Genomic DNA, 17,528 nt, shown 5'->3' with positions numbered 1-17,528 from the left:
AACCTGTTCGATGTTCTGATTCAAGATGATGTGCATGGCAACCCTGGGTGGGAAGTTGAGTGTCGTAAGTTCCAGGCCTGCATTCGTAATGTTTGACGAGTGGTGTCGTGAGGGCGAGGTTTAGATAGATTAGAGTAAGGCTGTAGTATCAAGTTACTTGGTGTGTGGTAGCGGTCTGAGTGTTCCGTGGGCGGCAACACCACAGCGTAACCGGTGAAGGTTACGCCGTGTTGGTCTCGCGAAGACTTACGGTAAAACTTCGATCACTCCATCGGCGCTCATGCTCACTTGGCTGGTGCCCGCTTCAACGTCAGGCGTCGGTGCAGAATCTGCCATGGCCGCCTTCATCATCATGCCGCCACGGGCATAAGGCATCGGGTAACCATTGGTGTTGAAGTTCAGATTGACGATCTTGTAACCCTTGCCGCCCAGTGCATCGGTAGCCAGTTGCGCACGGGCCTTGAACGCAGTAACCGCGTCCTTGAGCAACGCATCTTCGCTGGCCTTGCGCGTGGCATCGGCGATGGCGAAGTCCATGTTTTCCATTTTCAGCGTGTTCAACAGCTCGCCGGTGAGCTTGGACAGCGCCGGGAAGTCCGCGCTTTCCAGGCGCAGTTCGGCGCGCTCACGCCAGCCGGTGATCTTCTGGTTCTTGTTGTCGTAGATCGGGTAGCTGTTACGGCTGCCCTGGCGCAGGGTCACGCCTTTGACTTCGCGGGCCTGGCCTAAGGCTGTGTTCATGGTGGTGGTGATTTCAGCGGCAAGCTTGGCCGGGTCGGCGTTTTGCGACTCGGTATAGAGGGTGACGATCATCTTGTCGCGGGCTACTTCCTGGCTGACTTCGGCGCGCAGGGAGATCTGGTTGTAGTTCAGTGCATCGGCGGCCATGGCCGGCAGGCTGGCAATGGCGCTGGCGCTGAGAGTGATGATGGCTGCACTGCGAATGAAACGAGACATGGAAGCTCCTTGAGGTAGTCGTGCTCGGTATGACTGTAGACGCTGGCATAGGGTTCTTCGGGTTTACACATTACCAACAAGTTATGCGGGCGCCGACGAACGGTCATTTAGCCGGCCTGCGTCAAAGAGCCACACGCGCCGTGCCAGCAGGTCCGCTTCGTTTATACTCGTACCGATCCGCCTGCAGCGCTCATCGGGAGAGCTCATGCTCGCCGCCGTAAAACTGACTTCCGCCACTCGCCAGAACCTCTGGCGCCTGACGTTCATTCGCACCCTGGTATTGGCCGCACAGGCCGGTTCCGTCGGGCTTGCCTATTGGTTCGACCTGCTGCCGCTGCCCTGGCTGCAACTGGCTGTGACCCTGGGTTTTTCCACCGTGTTGTGTGCATTTACCGCCATACGGCTGCGCACCACCTGGCCGGTGACCGAGTTGGAATATGCCCTGCAACTGGCTTGCGACCTGTTTATCCACAGCGTGTTGCTGTACTTCTCCGGTGGGTCCACCAACCCGTTCGTTTCGTATTACCTGGTGCCACTGACCATCGCTGCGGTGACGTTGCCATGGCGCTACTCGGTGGTGCTTTCGGGGATCGCGCTGACGCTGTACACCCTGTTGCTGGCTCAGTTCTACCCGTTGCAGACCTTCCCTATCGCCCGGGAAAACCTGCAAATCTACGGGATGTGGTTGAGTTTTGCCCTGTCTGCCGCCGTCATTACCTTTTTCGCCGCACGTATGGCCGAAGAGCTGCGCCGCCAGGAAGAGCTGCGCGCCATTCGCCGTGAAGAGGGCCTGCGTGACCAGCAACTGCTGGCCGTTGCCACCCAGGCTGCCGGTGCCGCCCATGAATTGGGCACGCCGTTGGCGACCATGAGCGTGCTGCTCAAGGAAATGACCCAGGACCATCACGACCCCGCGCTGCAAGACGACTTGAGCGTGCTGCAGGAACAGGTCAAGCAATGCAAGCTGACGCTGCAGCAACTGGTGCGTGCCGCCGAAGCCAATCGCCGCCTCGCGGTTGAAATGCAGGATGTGACCCAATGGCTCGATGAAGCCCTGAACCGTTGGCACCTGATGCGCCCCGAGGCCAGTTACCGCTTCAACCTGTTGGGCCAAGGCAGCGTGCCGCGCCTGGCGCCACCGCCAGACCTGACCCAGGCGCTGCTCAACTTGCTGAACAACGCCGCTGACGCCTGCCCTGAAGGGCTCGGTGTACAGTTGGACTGGGACGCCGAAAACATCACCATCAGCATTCGTGACCACGGCGCGGGCGTGCCGCTGGCCATTGCCGAGCAGATCGGCAAACCCTTCTTTACCACCAAGGGCAAAGGCTTCGGCCTGGGCCTGTTTTTGAGCAAGGCCAGCGTGACCCGCGCGGGCGGCTCAGTGAAGCTCTATAGTCATGAGGAAGGTGGCACGCTCACCGAGCTGCGCCTGCCCCGTGTCGCACGAGGAGATATCGATGAGTGACGAGATCCAAGTCGAAGGCGAAGAACTGCCGCACCTGTTGCTGGTAGATGACGATGCCACCTTTACCCGCGTGATGGCGCGCGCCATGAGCCGTCGCGGTTTTCGCGTCAGCACCGCAGGGTCTGCCGAAGAAGGCCTGACCATCGCCCAGGCCGACCTGCCCGACTACGCCGCCCTCGACCTGAAAATGGACGGCGACTCCGGCCTGGTGCTGCTGCCCAAGCTGCTGGAGCTCGACCCCGAAATGCGCGTGGTGATCCTCACCGGTTACTCCAGCATCGCCACCGCTGTCGAGGCGATCAAGCGCGGCGCCTGCAACTACCTGTGCAAGCCGGCGGACGCCGACGACGTGCTGGCCGCTCTGCTTTCCGAGCACGCCGACCTCGACACCCTGGTACCGGAAAACCCGATGTCGGTGGACCGCCTGCAATGGGAGCATATCCAGCGCGTGCTGACCGAGCACGAAGGCAATATCTCCGCCACTGCCCGTGCTTTAGGCATGCACCGCCGTACCTTGCAGCGCAAGTTGCAGAAGCGCCCGGTACGACGCTGAACGAACACTGAACAACCTGCTTCAGGCTGCACGGATGCGCGAACCGATCACCTATGATCGGTTCAAACGCCTGTGATGTTTTTCCTGCCGAGCCTGAACAATGAACCAGAACGCTGAGTACTCCGCGATCAACGACGCGGTGCGGGGGCAATTCTTCCGCCGAACCTGGGCCATGATCACACCGTATTGGCGTAGCGAAGAGAAGGGCAGGGCCTGGCTGTTGCTGGCTGCAGTGATTGGCCTGTCGCTGTTCAGCGTGGCGATTTCCGTGTGGATCAATCACTGGTACAAGGATTTCTACAACGCCCTGGAGAAGAAGGACACCGCCGCCTTCTGGCAACTGATAGGTTATTTCGGCGGCATTGCGGCGGTGGCGATTCTCGGCGCGGTCTACCGTCTCTATCTGACCCAGATGCTGACGATCCGCTGGCGCGCCTGGCTCACCGAAAAACACTTCACCCGGTGGCTGGCCCACAAGAATTACTACCAGCTGGAACAGGGTGGTTATACCGACAACCCAGACCAGCGGATTTCCGAAGACCTCAACAACTTCACCTCCGGCACCTTGAGCCTCGGCCTTGGGTTGCTGCGTAATGTGGTCAGCCTGGTGTCGTTCTCGATCATCCTGTGGGGCGTATCGGGCAGCATCGAAGTGTTTGGCATCACCATCCCCGGCTATATGTTCTGGTGCGCGCTGCTGTACGCCACCGTGGGCAGTTGGCTGACGCACCTGATCGGCCGACGCTTGATCGGCCTGAGCAACCAACAGCAACGCTTCGAGGCAGACCTGCGTTTTTCCATGGTGCGGGTGCGTGAGAATGCCGAGAGCATTGCCCTGTACAACGGCGAGCCCAATGAAAGACAACGCCTGAGTACGCGCTTCGGCAAGGTCTGGCACAACTTCTGGGACATCATGAAAGTGTCCAAGCGCCTGACCTTTTTCACCGCCGGCTACAGCCAGATTGCGATCATCTTCCCGTTTATCGTGGCCGCGCCGCGCTACTTCAGCGGCAAGATCGAGCTGGGCGAGCTGATGCAAATCAACTCGGCGTTTGGCAACGTGCAGGAAAACTTCAGCTGGTTTATCAACGCCTACTCGGAGCTGGCGACATGGCGCGCCACCAGTGATCGCCTGCTGAGTTTCCAGCAAGCCATGAGCGACAACGAGCAGCGAGCCCCGGCCATCGATGTGCGCCCTGACGGCGAGCGCCTGGTGATCACGGATCTGGGCATGGACCTGGCCGACGGCCGTCACCTGCTCACCGACGCCGACATGACCGTGGAGCCTGGCCAGCGCGTGATGCTCAGCGGGCGTTCCGGTAGCGGCAAGAGCACCTTGTTGCGGGCGATGGGCCATCTTTGGCCCGCAGGTCATGGCAGCATTCGGTTGCCGGCGACGTGCTACCTGTTCCTGCCGCAGAAGCCTTACCTGCCGATTGGTACGCTCAAGGCGGTGCTGAGTTATCCACAAGACGACAGCGTCTATCCGGCAGAACGTTATGCACAGGTCCTGCAAACCTGCCGCCTGCCGCACCTGCTCAATCGTCTGGATGAAGCCAACCACTGGCAACGCATGCTTTCGCCGGGTGAGCAACAGCGCCTGGCCTTTGCCCGTGCGTTGTTGTTCGCACCGCAGTGGCTGTATATGGATGAAGCCACTTCGGCGATGGATGAAGAGGATGAGGCAACGTTGTACCAGGCGTTGATCGATGAATTGCCGGGATTGAGCATCGTCAGCGTCGGCCACCGCAGCAGCCTCAAGCGTTTCCATGGGCGGCATGTGCGCATCGAGGGTGGGCGGTTGCAGGAGCAACAACTCACTTGAGCTCATCCTCGGTGAGTGTGGGAGGGGGCTTGCTCCCGATGGCAGCCTGTCAGTAACAGATGCATTGGCTGATCCACCGCTATCGGGAGCAAGCCCCCTCCCACATTGATCTGCATTGTTCTTGAAGTGGCGCCCAAAAAAACCCGGCTGATCATAGATCAGCCGGGCTTTTTTAATGCTCGAAGATGACTTACTTCTTCAAGCCGTAATGCTCATCCAGCATTCCTGGGGCGTTCGGCGTCTTTGGCGCGTAGTCCCGTGGTGGCTCCTGGTTTTCCCGAGGCGGGGTCAGGCGTTCCCGTGGGGTTTGCGGTGCATCGGAATGCAGCGCAGCCAGCAGGCGCTGGCGGGTGATGTCGTCGAGGGCCAGGCGATTAGCGCCTTCGGCGAGGTGATCCTGTACTTCCTGGTAGCTCTGGGTGAGCTTCTTGACCAGGGTCGCGGTGCTGTTGAAGTGGGTAACAACCTCGTTCTGATAACTGTCAAAACGTTCCTGAATGTCATCCAGCTGACGCTGCGTGCGGTTAGGCGCGGCATTCGGCAGCAGGCGGGCAACCAGGAATCCAATGGCGACACCGGCAACCAGGGCAAGAGTCGGCAACAACCAAACTAAGAGCGAGTGTTCCACGAGTCCTTCCTCTATAAACGGCTTTGCTTTACGTTAACGGCTCAAACCTGCGCTGTATACCGCGATTAAGCTCGCAATGATGCCATGCACAGACTTTTAGCTAGACGAGTCGACCCCTTGAGAGGTCACGGAGTTCATCCTTGCTCATGCGTGAAACCCCCGTTTTGATCGATGGCCCGGTGGGCCAATTGGAAGCCTTGTACCTGGATCACCCCGAACCACGTGGCCTGGCGCTGATCTGCCACCCTAACCCGGTGCAGGGTGGGACCATGCTCAATAAAGTGGTGTCGACCCTGCAACGCACTGCGCGCGATGCCGGTTTGATTACTTTGCGTTTCAATTATCGTGGCGTCGGTGCCAGCGCCGGTACACACGATATGGCCAGTGGTGAGGTCGACGATGCCGAAGCGGCCGTCACCTGGCTGCGGGCAAAACATCCCGAACTGCCGATCACCTTGTTGGGTTTTTCCTTCGGTGGCTATGTCGCGGCCAGTCTCGGCGGCCGTCTGGAAGCCAAGGGTGAAAAGCTTGCGCACCTGTTTATGGTGGCTGCCGCCGTGATGCGCCTTGGCGATGCAGATGTGTTGCCCCAAGGCTGCCCGTTGACCCTGATCCAACCGGAAAGCGATGAAGTGGTCGACCCGCAATTGGTCTACGACTGGTCCGCCGCCCTGAAACGCCCCCATGAGTTGCTGAAAGTGGCAGAATGCGGACACTTTTTTCATGGCAAGCTGACCGATCTCAAGGATCTGGTGCTGCCACGCCTTTCGAATTGATGACAAGCGATCACCCATGACGACCCGTACCCGAATCCTCACCGGCATTACCACCACCGGCACGCCGCACCTGGGCAACTACGCCGGTGCGATTCGCCCGGCGATCCTCGCCAGCGAAGACGCGAATGCCGACTCCTTCTACTTCCTGGCCGACTACCACGCGCTGATCAAGTGCGACGACCCGCAGCGCATCCAGCGCTCGCGCATGGAAATCGCCGCGACCTGGCTGGCCGGTGGCCTCGATGTGAACCGTGTGACCTTCTATCGCCAGTCGGACATCCCGCAGATTCCCGAGCTGACCTGGCTGCTGACCTGTGTTGCCGCCAAGGGCCTGCTCAACCGCGCCCATGCGTACAAGGCGTCGGTGGACAAGAACGTGGAAAACGGCGAAGACCCGGATGCGGGCATCAGCATGGGCCTGTACAGCTACCCGGTGCTGATGGCGGCGGACATCCTGATGTTCAACGCACACAAAGTGCCGGTCGGCCGCGACCAGATCCAGCACGTGGAAATGGCCCGCGACATCGGCCAGCGTTTCAACCACTTGTTCGGCAACGGTAAAGAATTCTTCACCATGCCCGAGGCGCTGATCGAAGAAAGCGTCGCCACCTTGCCGGGCCTGGATGGCCGCAAGATGTCCAAGAGCTACGACAACACCATCCCGTTGTTCACCAGCGCCAAGGACATGAAAGACGCGATCTCGCGGATCGTGACCGACTCGCGTGCGCCGGGCGAAGCCAAGGACCCGGACAATTCGCACCTGTTCACCCTGTACCAGGCGTTCGCGACCAAGGCGCAGGAAGAAGAATTCCGTGGCGAGCTGCTGCAAGGCCTGGGCTGGGGCGAGGCGAAGAATCGTCTGTTCCAACTGCTCGATGGCCAACTCGGTGAAGCGCGCGAGCGTTACCACCAACTGATGTCGCGCCCCTCCGATATGGAAGACCTGCTGCTGGTCGGCGCCAAGAAAGCCCGTGCCGTGGCCGCGCCATTCCTCGCCGAGTTGCGTGAGGCGGTGGGCCTGCGTTCGTTCGTCAACCAGGCTGCGGCGCCGGTCGCAACCAAGAAAAAAGCGGCGAAGGCTGCGCGTTTTGTGAGTTTTCGTGAAGACGATGGCAGCTTCCGCTTCCGCCTGCTGGCCGCTGATGGTGAGCAACTGTTGCTGTCGCGCAACTTTGCCGATGGCAAAGCGGCTGGCGCTGTGACCAAACACTTGCAAAGTGGTGATGCGCTGGACGTGCGTGCGCAGGCTCTGAGCTTCAGCGTATGGCTGGACGGCGCCGCCGTGGCTGACAGTGCCGAGTACGCCGATCAAGCATCGCGTGACGCGGCCATCGAAGCCTTGCGCGCTGCGTTGGCCCCAATCGAGGATTAACCCGACCAAGGGTTGATTGCCATTCTCCAGGGCCGTCGTTACAGTGTCGGCCCGTTTTTGTTGCCTTGCTAACGAAATTATGACGCCCCTAGAACGATATCAAGCTGATCTGAAACGCCCTGAATTCTTCCATGACGCAGCCCAGGAAAATGCTGTGCGTCATTTGCAGCGCCTGTACGACGATCTGGTCGCGGCCTCGCAAAGCAAACCAGGGATGTTCAGCAAGCTGTTTGGCAAGAAAGATCACACGCCGGTCAAGGGCCTGTACTTCTGGGGTGGCGTCGGCCGGGGCAAGACTTATCTGGTAGACACCTTCTTTGAAGCGCTGCCATTCAAGGAAAAGGTCCGTACTCACTTCCACCGCTTCATGAAGCGCGTGCACGAAGAGATGAAAACCCTGCCGGGCGAGAAAAACCCGCTGACCATCATCGCCAAGCGCTTCTCCCAAGAAGCGCGGGTGATCTGCTTCGATGAGTTCTTCGTCTCCGACATCACCGACGCCATGATCCTTGGCACGCTGATGGAAGAGCTGTTCAAGAACGGTGTGACCCTGGTGGCCACGTCGAACATCGTGCCCGACGGTTTGTACAAGGACGGCCTGCAGCGTGCGCGCTTCCTGCCGGCCATTGCGCTGATCAAGCAGAACACCGATATCGTCAACGTCGACAGCGGCGTCGATTACCGCCTGCGCCACCTGGAGCAAGCCGAGCTGTTCCACTTCCCGCTGAACCAGGCGGCGCACGACAGCCTGAAAAAAAGCTTCCGCGCCCTGACGCCGGAATGCACCCAGGCGGTGGAAAACGACAAGCTGATGATCGAGAACCGCGAAATCATCGCGTTGCGCACCTGCGATGACGTGGCCTGGTTCGAGTTCCGCCAACTGTGCGACGGCCCGCGCAGCCAGAACGACTACATTGAGCTGGGCAAGATCTTCCACGCGGTGATCTTGAGCGGCGTCGAGCAGATGGGCGTGACCACCGACGATATTGCGCGGCGGTTTATCAACATGGTCGACGAATTCTACGACCGTAACGTCAAGTTGATCATCTCGGCGGAAGTCGAGCTCAAGGACTTGTACACCGGCGGTCGCTTGAACTTCGAATTTCAGCGCACCTTGAGTCGCCTGCTTGAAATGCAGTCCCACGAGTTCCTGTCGCGCGGACACAAGCCATAACCGATCTCCAGAACAATGGAGATCCAATGTGGGAGGGGGCTTGCTCCCGATTTCGGAGTGTCAGTCACTGTAGATGTGACTGACCCAGCGCAATCGGGAGCAAGTCGAATCGTCGCACCGCCCCTCCCACTTTGTTTTCTGTGTTCCTTCAGTTAGGCGGCTTGCTGAAATTGCTGGCGATACTGGTTCGGCGACAACTCCGTGTGCTGCCTGAACAACCGCGCAAAGAAACTCGCATCGTCGTAACCCACCTCATAACTGATGGTCTTGATGCTCTTGCGGCTGCCTGAGAGCAGGCCCTTTGCCGTCTCGATGCGCAACCGTTGCAGGTAATGCAGCGGCTTGTCACCGGTGGCGGTCTGGAAGCGCCGCATGAAGTTGCGGATGCTCATGCCGTGTTCCCGGGCGACGTCTTCGAAGCGGAACTTGTCGGCGAAGTGTTCTTCGAGCCAGTGCTGGATCTGCAGGATGATCACGTCCTGGTGCAGCTTCTGGCCGCCAAAACCGATACGCCCCGGCGAATAGCTGCGCTGCACCTCATAGAGGATGTCGCGGGCCACGGCCTGGGCGATGTTGGCGCCGCAGAAGCGTTCGATCAGGTAGATGTAGAGGTCACAGGCCGAGGTGGTGCCGCCGGCGCAATACAGGTTATCGGCATCGGTCAGGTGCTTGTCCTGGTTGAGCTGCACCTTGGGGAAGCGCTCGCTGAAAGCATTGAAGAACCGCCAGTAGGTGGTCGCCTCCTTGCCATCGAGCAGCCCGGCTTCGGCCAGCCAGAACACCCCGGTGGCTTCACCGCACAGCACGGCGCCGCGGGCATGTTGTTCGCGTAGCCACGGCAACACTTGCGGGTAGCGGGTGCACAGGGCGTCGAAGTCGTCCCAGAAGGCCGGCAGCACGATGATATCGGCATCCTCCAGGCCGCCGTCCACCGGCATGATCACATCGCTGAAGCTGCGCACCGACTGCCCGTCGGGGCTGACCAGGCGCGTATCGAACCCTGGGGTCAAGCCCAGGCCCTGCTGTTTACCGTAACGCAGGCTGGCCAGATGGAAGAAGTCCTTGGCTTGCATGAGGGTGGAAGCGAATACCCGATCAATGGCCAAAATGCTGACGCGCCGCAGGGGCGTGGAGATTTGGTTAGACATAATTTCATTTATTCTTATAGGGGAAAGTGGTCACCAGACGGCTGGATCGTCTTATTTTTTGTCGCATGTGTCCAGTGTCCCGTGACGCCATCGGGGCATAGGCTCTGTGGGCTCGTCCTTGTCCGACAATCCACGCAGGTGACCCATGATCCCCAGAACCTTGTTCAGCTCGGAGCACGAAATCTTCCGCGAGAGCGTGCGCACCTTCCTCGAAAAACACGCCGCGCCCTTTCATGGGCAATGGGAAAAGCAGGGCTATATCGACCGGAGCCTGTGGAACCAGGCGGGGGAGGCGGGCATGTTGTGTTCCCACCTGCCGGAGGAATATGGCGGCCTGGGCGCAGATTTCCTCTACAGCGCGGTGGTGATCGAAGAAGTCAGCCGCCTGGGGTTGACCGGCATCGGCTTTTCTCTGCACTCGGATATCGTCGCGCCCTACATCCTGCATTACGGCAGTGAAGCGCTTAAGCACAAATACCTGCCCAAGTTGATCTGCGGGGAGATGGTCACGGCAATTGCCATGACCGAGCCGGGCGCCGGTTCCGACCTGCAAGGGGTCAAGACCACGGCAGTGCTGGACGGCGATGAGTACGTCATCAACGGCTCCAAGACCTTTATCACCAACGGTTACCTGGCCGATCTGGTGATCGTAGTCGCCAAGACCGATCCCAAGGCCGGCGCCAAGGGCACCAGCCTGTTTCTGGTGGAGGCTGGCACGCCCGGTTTCGACAAGGGCAAGCGCCTTGAGAAAGTCGGCATGAAGGCCCAGGACACCTCGGAGTTGTTTTTCCAGGACGTGCGGGTGCCCAAGGAAAACCTGCTGGGCCAGGCCGGTATGGGCTTCGCATACCTGATGCAGGAACTGCCTCAAGAGCGTTTGACCGTAGCGATAGGCGCACTGTCTTCAGCCGAAGCGGCATTGCAATGGACCCTGGATTACACCCGCGAGCGCAAGGCGTTCGGCAAGGCGATTGCCGACTTCCAGAACACCCGATTCAAGCTGGCCGAGATGGCCACCGAGATTCAGATCGGCCGTGTGTTTGTCGACAAATGCATGGCGTTGCACCTAGAGGGCAAGCTGGACGTGCCGACAGCGGCGATGGCCAAGTACTGGGCCACGGACCTGCAATGCAAGGTGCTCGATGAGTGCGTGCAGTTGCACGGCGGCTACGGCTTCATGTGGGAATACCCGATTGCCCGGGCCTGGGCGGATGCGCGGGTGCAGCGCATTTATGCGGGAACCAATGAGATCATGAAGGAGATTATTGCGCGGGCACTTTGATTGTCTGGTGCTCTTGATGGCCTCATCGCAGGCAAGCCAGCTCCCACATTTGACGGTATTCACAGATCAACATGTGGGAGCTGGCTTGCCTGCGATGGCGGTCTGAAGGTCAATCAAGGCGCGGGGTTTGGATGATCCTTTTGAATCGCCTCAATCCCTTCCAACACCTCTTTCGACAGTTTCAACTCGGCACTGGCAATGTTGCTATCCAACTGTTCCAGCGACGTAGCCCCAATGATATTGCTGGTCACAAACGGCTGCTGCGTCACAAACGCCAGGGCCATCTGCGCCGGGTCCAGGCCATGTTCCCGCGCCAATGCCACATAGCGGCTGCACGCCGCCTCCGACTGCGGGTTGAAGTAACGGCTGAACCGGCTGTACTCGGTCAGGCGTGCCTTGGCCGGCCGTGCGCCGCCTTCGTACTTGCCGCTGAGCATGCCGAACGCCAGTGGTGAGTAGGCCAGCAAGCCGCACTGCTCACGGATGGCGATTTCTGCCAGGCCCACTTCAAAGCTGCGGTTGAGCAGGTTGTATGGGTTCTGGATCGACACCGCGCGCGGCCAGCCACGGGCTTCGGCCAGGGCGAGGAACTTCATGGTGCCCCATGGGGTTTCGTTGGACAGGCCGATGTGGCGGATCTTGCCGGCCTTGACCTGTTCATCCAGGGCTTCGAGGGTTTCTTCCAGGGGGGTGAGGTCGTCTTCGTCCTTGTGCTTGTAGCTCAGTTGGCCGAAGAAATTAGTGCTGCGTTCCGGCCAGTGCAGTTGGTAGAGGTCGATCCAGTCGGTCTGCAGGCGCTTGAGGCTGGCGTCGAGCGCCTGGATGATGTGCTTGCGGTTGTGACGCAGGTAGCCATCGCGGATGTAGTCGATGGTGTTGCCGGGGCCGGCGATCTTGCTGGCGAGGATCCAGTCGGCGCGGTCGCCACGGCTTTTGAAATAGTTGCCGATGTAGCGTTCGGTGGTGGCATAGGTGTCGGCCTTGGGCGGTACCGGGTACATTTCTGCGGTATCGAGGAAGTTGATCCCCGCGCCCTTTGCTCGTTCGATCTGCGCGAAAGCCTCTGCCTCGCTGTTCTGCTCGCCCCAGGTCATGGTGCCCAACGCGATGGCGCTGACGTTCAGATCGGTGCGGCCCAGCTGTCGGTAATCCATCGGGTACTCCTTCAGGGGAAAACAATCATAAAAGCAGGTTGAATTTTTTTTCGCAATCTGCATAATTGCCCACCTCTTTCTGCAGTGGAAGTGATGCGCCGCCTGCCGAAGAATCTTGCCGTTGAACGGACGCGCCGACCCGAGCCCCCGATAGCGTCTGTATCCGGCTGCCTTTGACTTGTCAAAGTACGCACTATTCAGTAAGATCCGCCGTCTAATTTACAGGGCGGCCCCTGAGGCTATTAAAGAATGACAACTTTTACTGCAAAACCGGAAACAGTTCAGCGCGACTGGTTTGTCGTCGACGCCGCTGGTCAGACCCTGGGTCGTCTGGCCACTGAAGTCGCCAGCCGTCTGCGTGGCAAGCACAAGCCTGAATACACCCCGCACGTTGATACCGGTGACTACATCGTGATCATCAACGCTGAGCAGGTACGTGTTACCGGCAACAAAGCGCAAGACAAAATGTACTACCGTCACTCCGGTTTCCCAGGCGGTATCAAGTCTTCCAACTTTGAAGGCCTGATCTCCAAGAAGCCTGAAGCCCCGATCGAAATCGCGGTCAAAGGCATGCTGCCGAAGGGCCCACTGGGTCGCGATATGTTTCGCAAGCTGAAAGTCTATGCGGGCGCTGTACACCCTCATGCTGCTCAGCAGCCCCAAGAACTGAAGTTTTAACGGAATAGTTCATTATGTCGGCGACTCAAAATTACGGCACTGGCCGTCGCAAAACCGCAACCGCACGCGTTTTCCTGCGTCCGGGCACTGGTAACATCTCGATCAACAACCGCTCCCTGGACAACTTCTTCGGTCGCGAAACTGCCCGCATGGTAGTTCGTCAGCCGCTGGAATTGACCGAGACCGTTGAAAAGTTCGACATCTACGTCACCGTTATCGGTGGCGGTGTAAGTGGTCAAGCTGGCGCAATCCGCCACGGTATCACTCGCGCTCTGATGCAGTACGACGAAACCCTGCGTGGCGCTCTGCGCAAAGCTGGCTTCGTTACTCGCGATGCTCGTGAAGTTGAACGTAAGAAAGTCGGTCTGCGTAAAGCGCGTAAGCGTCCGCAGTACTCGAAGCGTTAATTCGCTTTACGTTCCAGAAAACGCCCAGCCTCCTCACGGAGCTGGGCGTTTTTTATTGCCTGCGATTTATGCACATTTTTCGCCGTGACAACTTGCCACATCCGTAGACCCCCTATACTACAAGGCCTGAGGGCGGAGGCCCGGGCAATTCCCTTGTCATACGTGGGGCTTTTCATTACCATCCGTCAAAATTTTTATAAGTAAAGATTCAACACTTAGTAGACGCCTGATTTAACAGGCCAAAAAGCTGATGGGAGAGGACTGAATGAGCAATGACGGCGTGAATGCAGGCCGGCGTCGCTTCTTGGTAGCAGCCACATCCGTGGTGGGTGCTGCAGGAGCGGTGGGGGCTGCGGTCCCGTTCGTGGGGTCATGGTTTCCCAGTGCCAAGGCGAAAGCCGCAGGTGCACCGGTGAAGGTGAATGTCAGCAAGATCGAGCCAGGTCAGCAGATGATTGCTGAATGGCGCGGCCAGCCGGTTTTCATTGTTCGCCGTACCGAGGAAATCCTGGGGAATCTGAAAAAGATCGAAGGCCAGTTGTCTGACCCGAAATCCGAAAATTCCGATCAGCCCGCCTACGCCAAGAACGAAATGCGTTCGATCAAGCCAGAGATCCTGTTGCTGGTTGGTCTGTGTACCCACTTGGGTTGCTCGCCTACCTTCCGCCCGGAAGTGGCCCCTGTCGATCTGGGCAAGGATTGGGTCGGTGGTTATTTCTGCCCCTGCCACGGCTCGCACTACGACCTCGCTGGCCGTGTCTACAAATCCCAGCCTGCTCCATTGAACCTGCCCGTGCCTCCGCATACCTACGAAACTGACGACCTCATAGTCATTGGCCTCGACAAGGAGAACGCGTGATGAGCAAGTTCATGGATTGGGTGGATGCGCGCTTCCCCGCCACCAAAATGTGGGAAGACCATCTCAGCAAATATTACGCGCCAAAAAACTTCAACTTCTTCTACTTCTTTGGCTCCCTGGCCTTGTTGGTGCTGGTCAACCAGATCGTCACCGGCGTGTGGTTGACGATGAGCTACACCCCGTCGGCGGAAGAGGCCTTTGCTTCTGTCGAATACATCATGCGCGACGTCGAGTACGGCTCGATCCTGCGCCTGCTGCACTCCACAGGCGCGTCAGCGTTCTTCATCGTCGTCTACATGCACATGTTCCGTGGCCTGCTCTACGGTTCGTACCAGAAGCCGCGTGAGCTGGTGTGGGTGTTTGGCATGTTGATCTACCTGGCGCTGATGGCCGAAGCCTTCATGGGCTACCTGCTGCCATGGGGCCAGATGTCGTACTGGGGCGCCCAGGTGATCATCTCGCTGTTCGGTGCAATCCCGGTGATCGGCAACGACCTGACCCAGTGGATTCGTGGTGACTACCTGATCTCCGGCATCACCCTGAACCGCTTCTTCGCCTTGCACGTGGTGGCCCTGCCGATCGTGATCCTGGGCCTTGTGGTGCTGCACATCCTGGCACTGCACGAAGTGGGTTCCAACAACCCTGATGGTGTGGACATCAAGAAGCACAAGGACGAGAACGGCATCCCGCTCGACGGCATTCCATTCCACCCTTACTACACCGTGAAAGACATTGTCGGCGTAGTGGTGTTCCTGTTTGTGTTCTGCTCGATCGTGTTCTTTTTCCCGGAGATGGGTGGTTATTTCCTGGAGAAACCTAACTTCGAACAGGCCAACGCCTTCAAGACGCCCGAGCATATTGCCCCGGTCTGGTACTTCACGCCGTTCTACGCGATCTTGCGTGCGATCCCCGACAAACTCATGGGCGTGATCGCCATGGGCGCAGCCATCGCGGTGCTGTTCGTGCTGCCGTGGCTCGATCGGAGCCCGGTCAAGTCGATGCGCTACAAAGGCTGGCTGAGCAAGATCTGGCTGTGGGTGTTCTGCATTTCGTTCGTGATCCTGGGCGTGCTAGGCGTGCTGGCGCCGACCCCCGAGCGTACGTTGCTGTCGCAGGTCTGCACCTTCCTGTACTTCGCCTACTTCATTCTGATGCCGTTCTATACCCGGCTCGAGAAGACCAAACCGGTTCCGGAAAGGGTGACTGGCTGATGAAAAAGTTATTCGTTGCATTCGTGCTTGCGGCCCTGCCGCTACTGTCCTTCGCCGCCGAGCATGGCGCGCAGCTGGAAAAAGTCGATATCGATGTGTCTGACAAGGCCGCCATGCAGGATGGGCTGCGTACATTCACCAACTACTGCATGGGTTGCCACAGCGCCAAGTTCCAACGTTACGAGCGTGTCGCCGATGACTTGGGCATCCCCCATGAAGTGATGCTCAGCCACGCGGTGTTCACTGGCGCGAAGATCGGCGACCACATGAACACCGGCATGCAACCGGCCGATGCCAAGGCCTGGTTCGGCGCCGCACCGCCCGACCTGACCCTGGTGGCCCGCGTGCGCGGCACCGACTGGCTCTACGGCTACCTGAAATCCTTCTACGAAGACCCTGCGCGCCCGTATGGCGTGAACAACAAAGTCTTCCCGAACGTCGGCATGCCGAACGTTCTGGTCGGCCTGCAGGGTCGTCAAGTGGTAGGATGCAAGCAGGTTCAGGTCGTTGAAGACGGCAAGAAGCAATATGATCCGTTGACCGGTACGCCTCTGACCCATGAAGCATGCGATCAACTGACCATCGTGCCCAAGACCGGTACGCTGAACGAAGAGCAGTTCGACGAGAAGGTCAAGAACCTGGTGACCTTCCTGGCCTACTCGGCCAACCCGGTCAAACTGCAGCACCAGCGCATCGGTACGTACGTCTTGCTGTACCTGGCTTTCTTCTTCGTATTCGCTTATCTGCTCAAGCGCGAATACTGGAAGGATGTGCATTGATCCAACCGTAAGCAATTGCTGTTAATCTTGCGCGCCCAGCGGCATCTCTGAACACGTAACGCCTGGTTTGACCGGACGTTACAGAGATGCTCTCTGGGCGCGCTCGTTTTTGAGCTTTCGATAATTTCAACAAGCGAGGAGGACCGCCATGGGCGTGACCAATCGGTTGGCCTGTTACTCCGACCCCGCCGACCACTATTCCCACCGAGTACGCATCGTGCTCGCAGAGAAGGGTGTCAGCGCCGAGATCATCAGTGTGGAGGCGGGCCGTCATCCGCCGAAACTGATCGAAGTGAACCCTTACGGCAGCTTGCCCACCCTGGTCGATCGTGACCTGGCGTTGTGGGAGTCAACCGTGGTGATGGAATACTTGGATGAGCGTTACCCGCATCCGCCTTTGCTGCCGGTGTACCCGGTAGCGCGTGCCAACAGCCGCCTGCTGATCCATCGGATCCAGCGTGACTGGTGCGGGCTGGTGGATGTCATTTTGGATTCGCGTTCTAAGGAAGCCGCTCGGGTGCAGGCGCGCAAGGAATTGCGCGAAAGCCTGACCGGTGTTTCGCCGCTGTTCGCTGATAAACCTTTTTTCCTCAGTGAGGAACAAAGCCTGGTGGATTGCTGCCTATTACCCATACTCTGGCGCTTGCCGATCCTGGGCATTGAACTGCCACGGCCGGCCAAGCCGCTGCTTGATTACATGGAGCGCCAATTTGCGCGTGAGGCTTTCCAGGCGAGTCTGTCTGGTGTCGAACGCGATATGCGCTAAGGCTTAAGGAGCCGTTGATGAACTCCAGTCGACCTTATTTGGTCCGCGCGCTCTATGAGTGGATTGTGGACAACGATTGCACACCGCACATGCTGGTCAATTCCGAGTTTCCCAAGGTGGATGTGCCACAGGGTTTCGCCAGCGACGGACAAATCGTGCTGAACGTATCGCCCAGTGCCGTGCGCCATCTGCACATGGACAACGAAGCGGTGAGCTTTGAAGGGCGTTTCGGTGGCGTACCACATACGCTGTTCGTGCCGATTGGTGCCATCCTCGGGATCTACGCCCGGGAGAATGGCCAAGGCATGGTGTTCGATCTGGAGTCGCCTTTCGAGGACGACGAAACGATCGACGGTGAAGGCGGTGATGATCTACCGCCACCGGACAGCGAGCCGCCGCGTCCTAGCGGTCGGCCGAGCTTGAAAGTGGTGAAGTAGGCGGATTTTGCCTTCAGACCCCTCTGAAAAATGCCTCGACGTTTGTCGGGGCAT

At 58.9% G+C, this 17,528-nt stretch carries 18 protein-coding genes; 14 read left to right on the top strand and 4 right to left on the bottom strand.

What is annotated here, in order from left to right:
• Window positions 1-246: 246 nt before the first annotated feature.
• Window positions 247-957 carry an SIMPL domain-containing protein gene (locus tag E4P01_RS09840; protein WP_032877810.1) on the bottom strand — a complete coding sequence of 237 codons (711 nt, stop codon included), beginning with the start codon at window positions 955-957 and terminating at the stop codon, window positions 247-249.
• A 205-nt stretch (window positions 958-1,162) separates the two neighbouring features.
• On the opposite strand from E4P01_RS09840, the gene E4P01_RS09835 reads away from it, so the two are divergent.
• The 3 genes from E4P01_RS09835 (at window position 1,163) to E4P01_RS09825 (ending at window position 4,803) form a co-directional block, all read left to right on the top strand.
• A complete protein-coding gene (locus E4P01_RS09835; protein WP_032877809.1) occupies window positions 1,163-2,425 on the top strand; it encodes an ATP-binding protein in 1,263 nt (420 codons plus the stop codon).
• Complete coding sequence (locus E4P01_RS09830) at window positions 2,418-2,978, top strand: response regulator transcription factor (protein ID WP_003171731.1); 561 nt, start codon at window positions 2,418-2,420, stop codon at window positions 2,976-2,978. Before E4P01_RS09835 ends, E4P01_RS09830 begins: the two co-directional genes overlap by 8 nt.
• Before the next feature lie 100 nt (window positions 2,979-3,078).
• Entirely contained in the window at window positions 3,079-4,803 is a 1,725-nt protein-coding gene (locus E4P01_RS09825) for an ABC transporter ATP-binding protein/permease (protein ID WP_216090741.1), read from the top strand.
• A 190-nt stretch (window positions 4,804-4,993) separates the two neighbouring features.
• Here the strand turns inward: E4P01_RS09825 and E4P01_RS09820 are convergent, their stop codons facing one another.
• The gene (locus E4P01_RS09820) at window positions 4,994-5,431 is read right to left on the bottom strand and encodes a DUF1043 family protein (RefSeq protein WP_005784763.1); all 438 of its coding nucleotides are present in this window, start codon (window positions 5,429-5,431) and stop codon (window positions 4,994-4,996) included.
• Window positions 5,432-5,577: 146 nt separating this feature from the next.
• Here E4P01_RS09820 and E4P01_RS09815 point away from each other — a divergent pair, with 146 nt between their 5' ends.
• The 3 genes from E4P01_RS09815 to zapE all read left to right on the top strand — a co-directional run bounded on the left by E4P01_RS09815 (window position 5,578) and on the right by zapE (window position 8,753).
• Complete coding sequence (locus E4P01_RS09815; protein ID WP_005784765.1) at window positions 5,578-6,207, top strand: alpha/beta fold hydrolase; 630 nt, start codon at window positions 5,578-5,580, stop codon at window positions 6,205-6,207.
• A 16-nt stretch (window positions 6,208-6,223) separates the two neighbouring features.
• Window positions 6,224-7,579 carry a tryptophan--tRNA ligase gene (locus E4P01_RS09810; RefSeq protein ID WP_078820287.1) on the top strand — a complete coding sequence of 452 codons (1,356 nt, stop codon included), beginning with the start codon at window positions 6,224-6,226 and terminating at the stop codon, window positions 7,577-7,579.
• Window positions 7,580-7,658: 79 nt separating this feature from the next.
• Entirely contained in the window at window positions 7,659-8,753 is a 1,095-nt protein-coding gene (gene zapE, locus E4P01_RS09805) for a cell division protein ZapE (protein WP_005784768.1), read from the top strand.
• Between the two features lie 152 nt (window positions 8,754-8,905).
• On the opposite strand, the gene E4P01_RS09800 is transcribed toward zapE, so the two are convergent.
• Entirely contained in the window at window positions 8,906-9,802 is an 897-nt protein-coding gene (locus E4P01_RS09800) for a GlxA family transcriptional regulator (protein ID WP_177327423.1), read from the bottom strand.
• 244 nt (window positions 9,803-10,046) lie between these two features.
• Here E4P01_RS09800 and E4P01_RS09795 point away from each other — a divergent pair, with 244 nt between their 5' ends.
• Window positions 10,047-11,183, top strand: coding sequence for an acyl-CoA dehydrogenase family protein (locus E4P01_RS09795; protein ID WP_216090742.1), 1,137 nt, complete (start codon window positions 10,047-10,049; stop codon window positions 11,181-11,183).
• Window positions 11,184-11,296: 113 nt separating this feature from the next.
• Here the strand turns inward: E4P01_RS09795 and E4P01_RS09790 are convergent, their stop codons facing one another.
• Window positions 11,297-12,337: an NADP(H)-dependent aldo-keto reductase gene (locus tag E4P01_RS09790; RefSeq protein WP_216090743.1), complete on the bottom strand. Its 1,041-nt coding sequence runs from the start codon at window positions 12,335-12,337 to the stop codon at window positions 11,297-11,299.
• A 249-nt stretch (window positions 12,338-12,586) separates the two neighbouring features.
• On the opposite strand from E4P01_RS09790, the gene rplM reads away from it, so the two are divergent.
• The 7 genes from rplM to E4P01_RS09755 all read left to right on the top strand — a co-directional run bounded on the left by rplM (window position 12,587) and on the right by E4P01_RS09755 (window position 17,474).
• A complete protein-coding gene (gene rplM / locus E4P01_RS09785) occupies window positions 12,587-13,015 on the top strand; it encodes a 50S ribosomal protein L13 (RefSeq protein ID WP_003171742.1) in 429 nt (142 codons plus the stop codon).
• A 14-nt stretch (window positions 13,016-13,029) separates the two neighbouring features.
• Window positions 13,030-13,422 carry a 30S ribosomal protein S9 gene (rpsI, locus tag E4P01_RS09780; protein ID WP_002555064.1) on the top strand — a complete coding sequence of 131 codons (393 nt, stop codon included), beginning with the start codon at window positions 13,030-13,032 and terminating at the stop codon, window positions 13,420-13,422.
• Window positions 13,423-13,687: 265 nt separating this feature from the next.
• Window positions 13,688-14,281 carry a ubiquinol-cytochrome c reductase iron-sulfur subunit gene (gene petA, locus E4P01_RS09775; protein WP_032877804.1) on the top strand — a complete coding sequence of 198 codons (594 nt, stop codon included), beginning with the start codon at window positions 13,688-13,690 and terminating at the stop codon, window positions 14,279-14,281.
• Window positions 14,281-15,492 (top strand): cytochrome bc complex cytochrome b subunit, encoded by a 1,212-nt coding sequence (locus E4P01_RS09770; protein ID WP_032877803.1) that lies wholly within the window; start codon window positions 14,281-14,283, stop codon window positions 15,490-15,492. The genes petA and E4P01_RS09770 overlap by 1 nt, the downstream gene beginning before the upstream one ends.
• On the top strand, window positions 15,492-16,271 hold the full coding sequence (locus E4P01_RS09765; RefSeq protein WP_032877802.1) for a cytochrome c1: 780 nt from the start codon (window positions 15,492-15,494) through the stop codon (window positions 16,269-16,271). Before E4P01_RS09770 ends, E4P01_RS09765 begins: the two co-directional genes overlap by 1 nt.
• Before the next feature lie 148 nt (window positions 16,272-16,419).
• Complete coding sequence (locus E4P01_RS09760) at window positions 16,420-17,037, top strand: glutathione S-transferase N-terminal domain-containing protein (protein WP_005784778.1); 618 nt, start codon at window positions 16,420-16,422, stop codon at window positions 17,035-17,037.
• 17 nt (window positions 17,038-17,054) lie between these two features.
• Window positions 17,055-17,474: a ClpXP protease specificity-enhancing factor gene (locus E4P01_RS09755; protein WP_005784780.1), complete on the top strand. Its 420-nt coding sequence runs from the start codon at window positions 17,055-17,057 to the stop codon at window positions 17,472-17,474.
• Window positions 17,475-17,528 lie beyond the last annotated feature (54 nt).

The organism is Pseudomonas sp. NCIMB 10586 (assembly GCF_023127895.1).
GTDB lineage: Bacteria > Pseudomonadota > Gammaproteobacteria > Pseudomonadales > Pseudomonadaceae > Aquipseudomonas > Aquipseudomonas synxantha_A.
The sequence above is the reverse complement of the archived record's forward strand: the minus strand, read 5'-3'. Positions and strand labels throughout refer to the sequence as shown.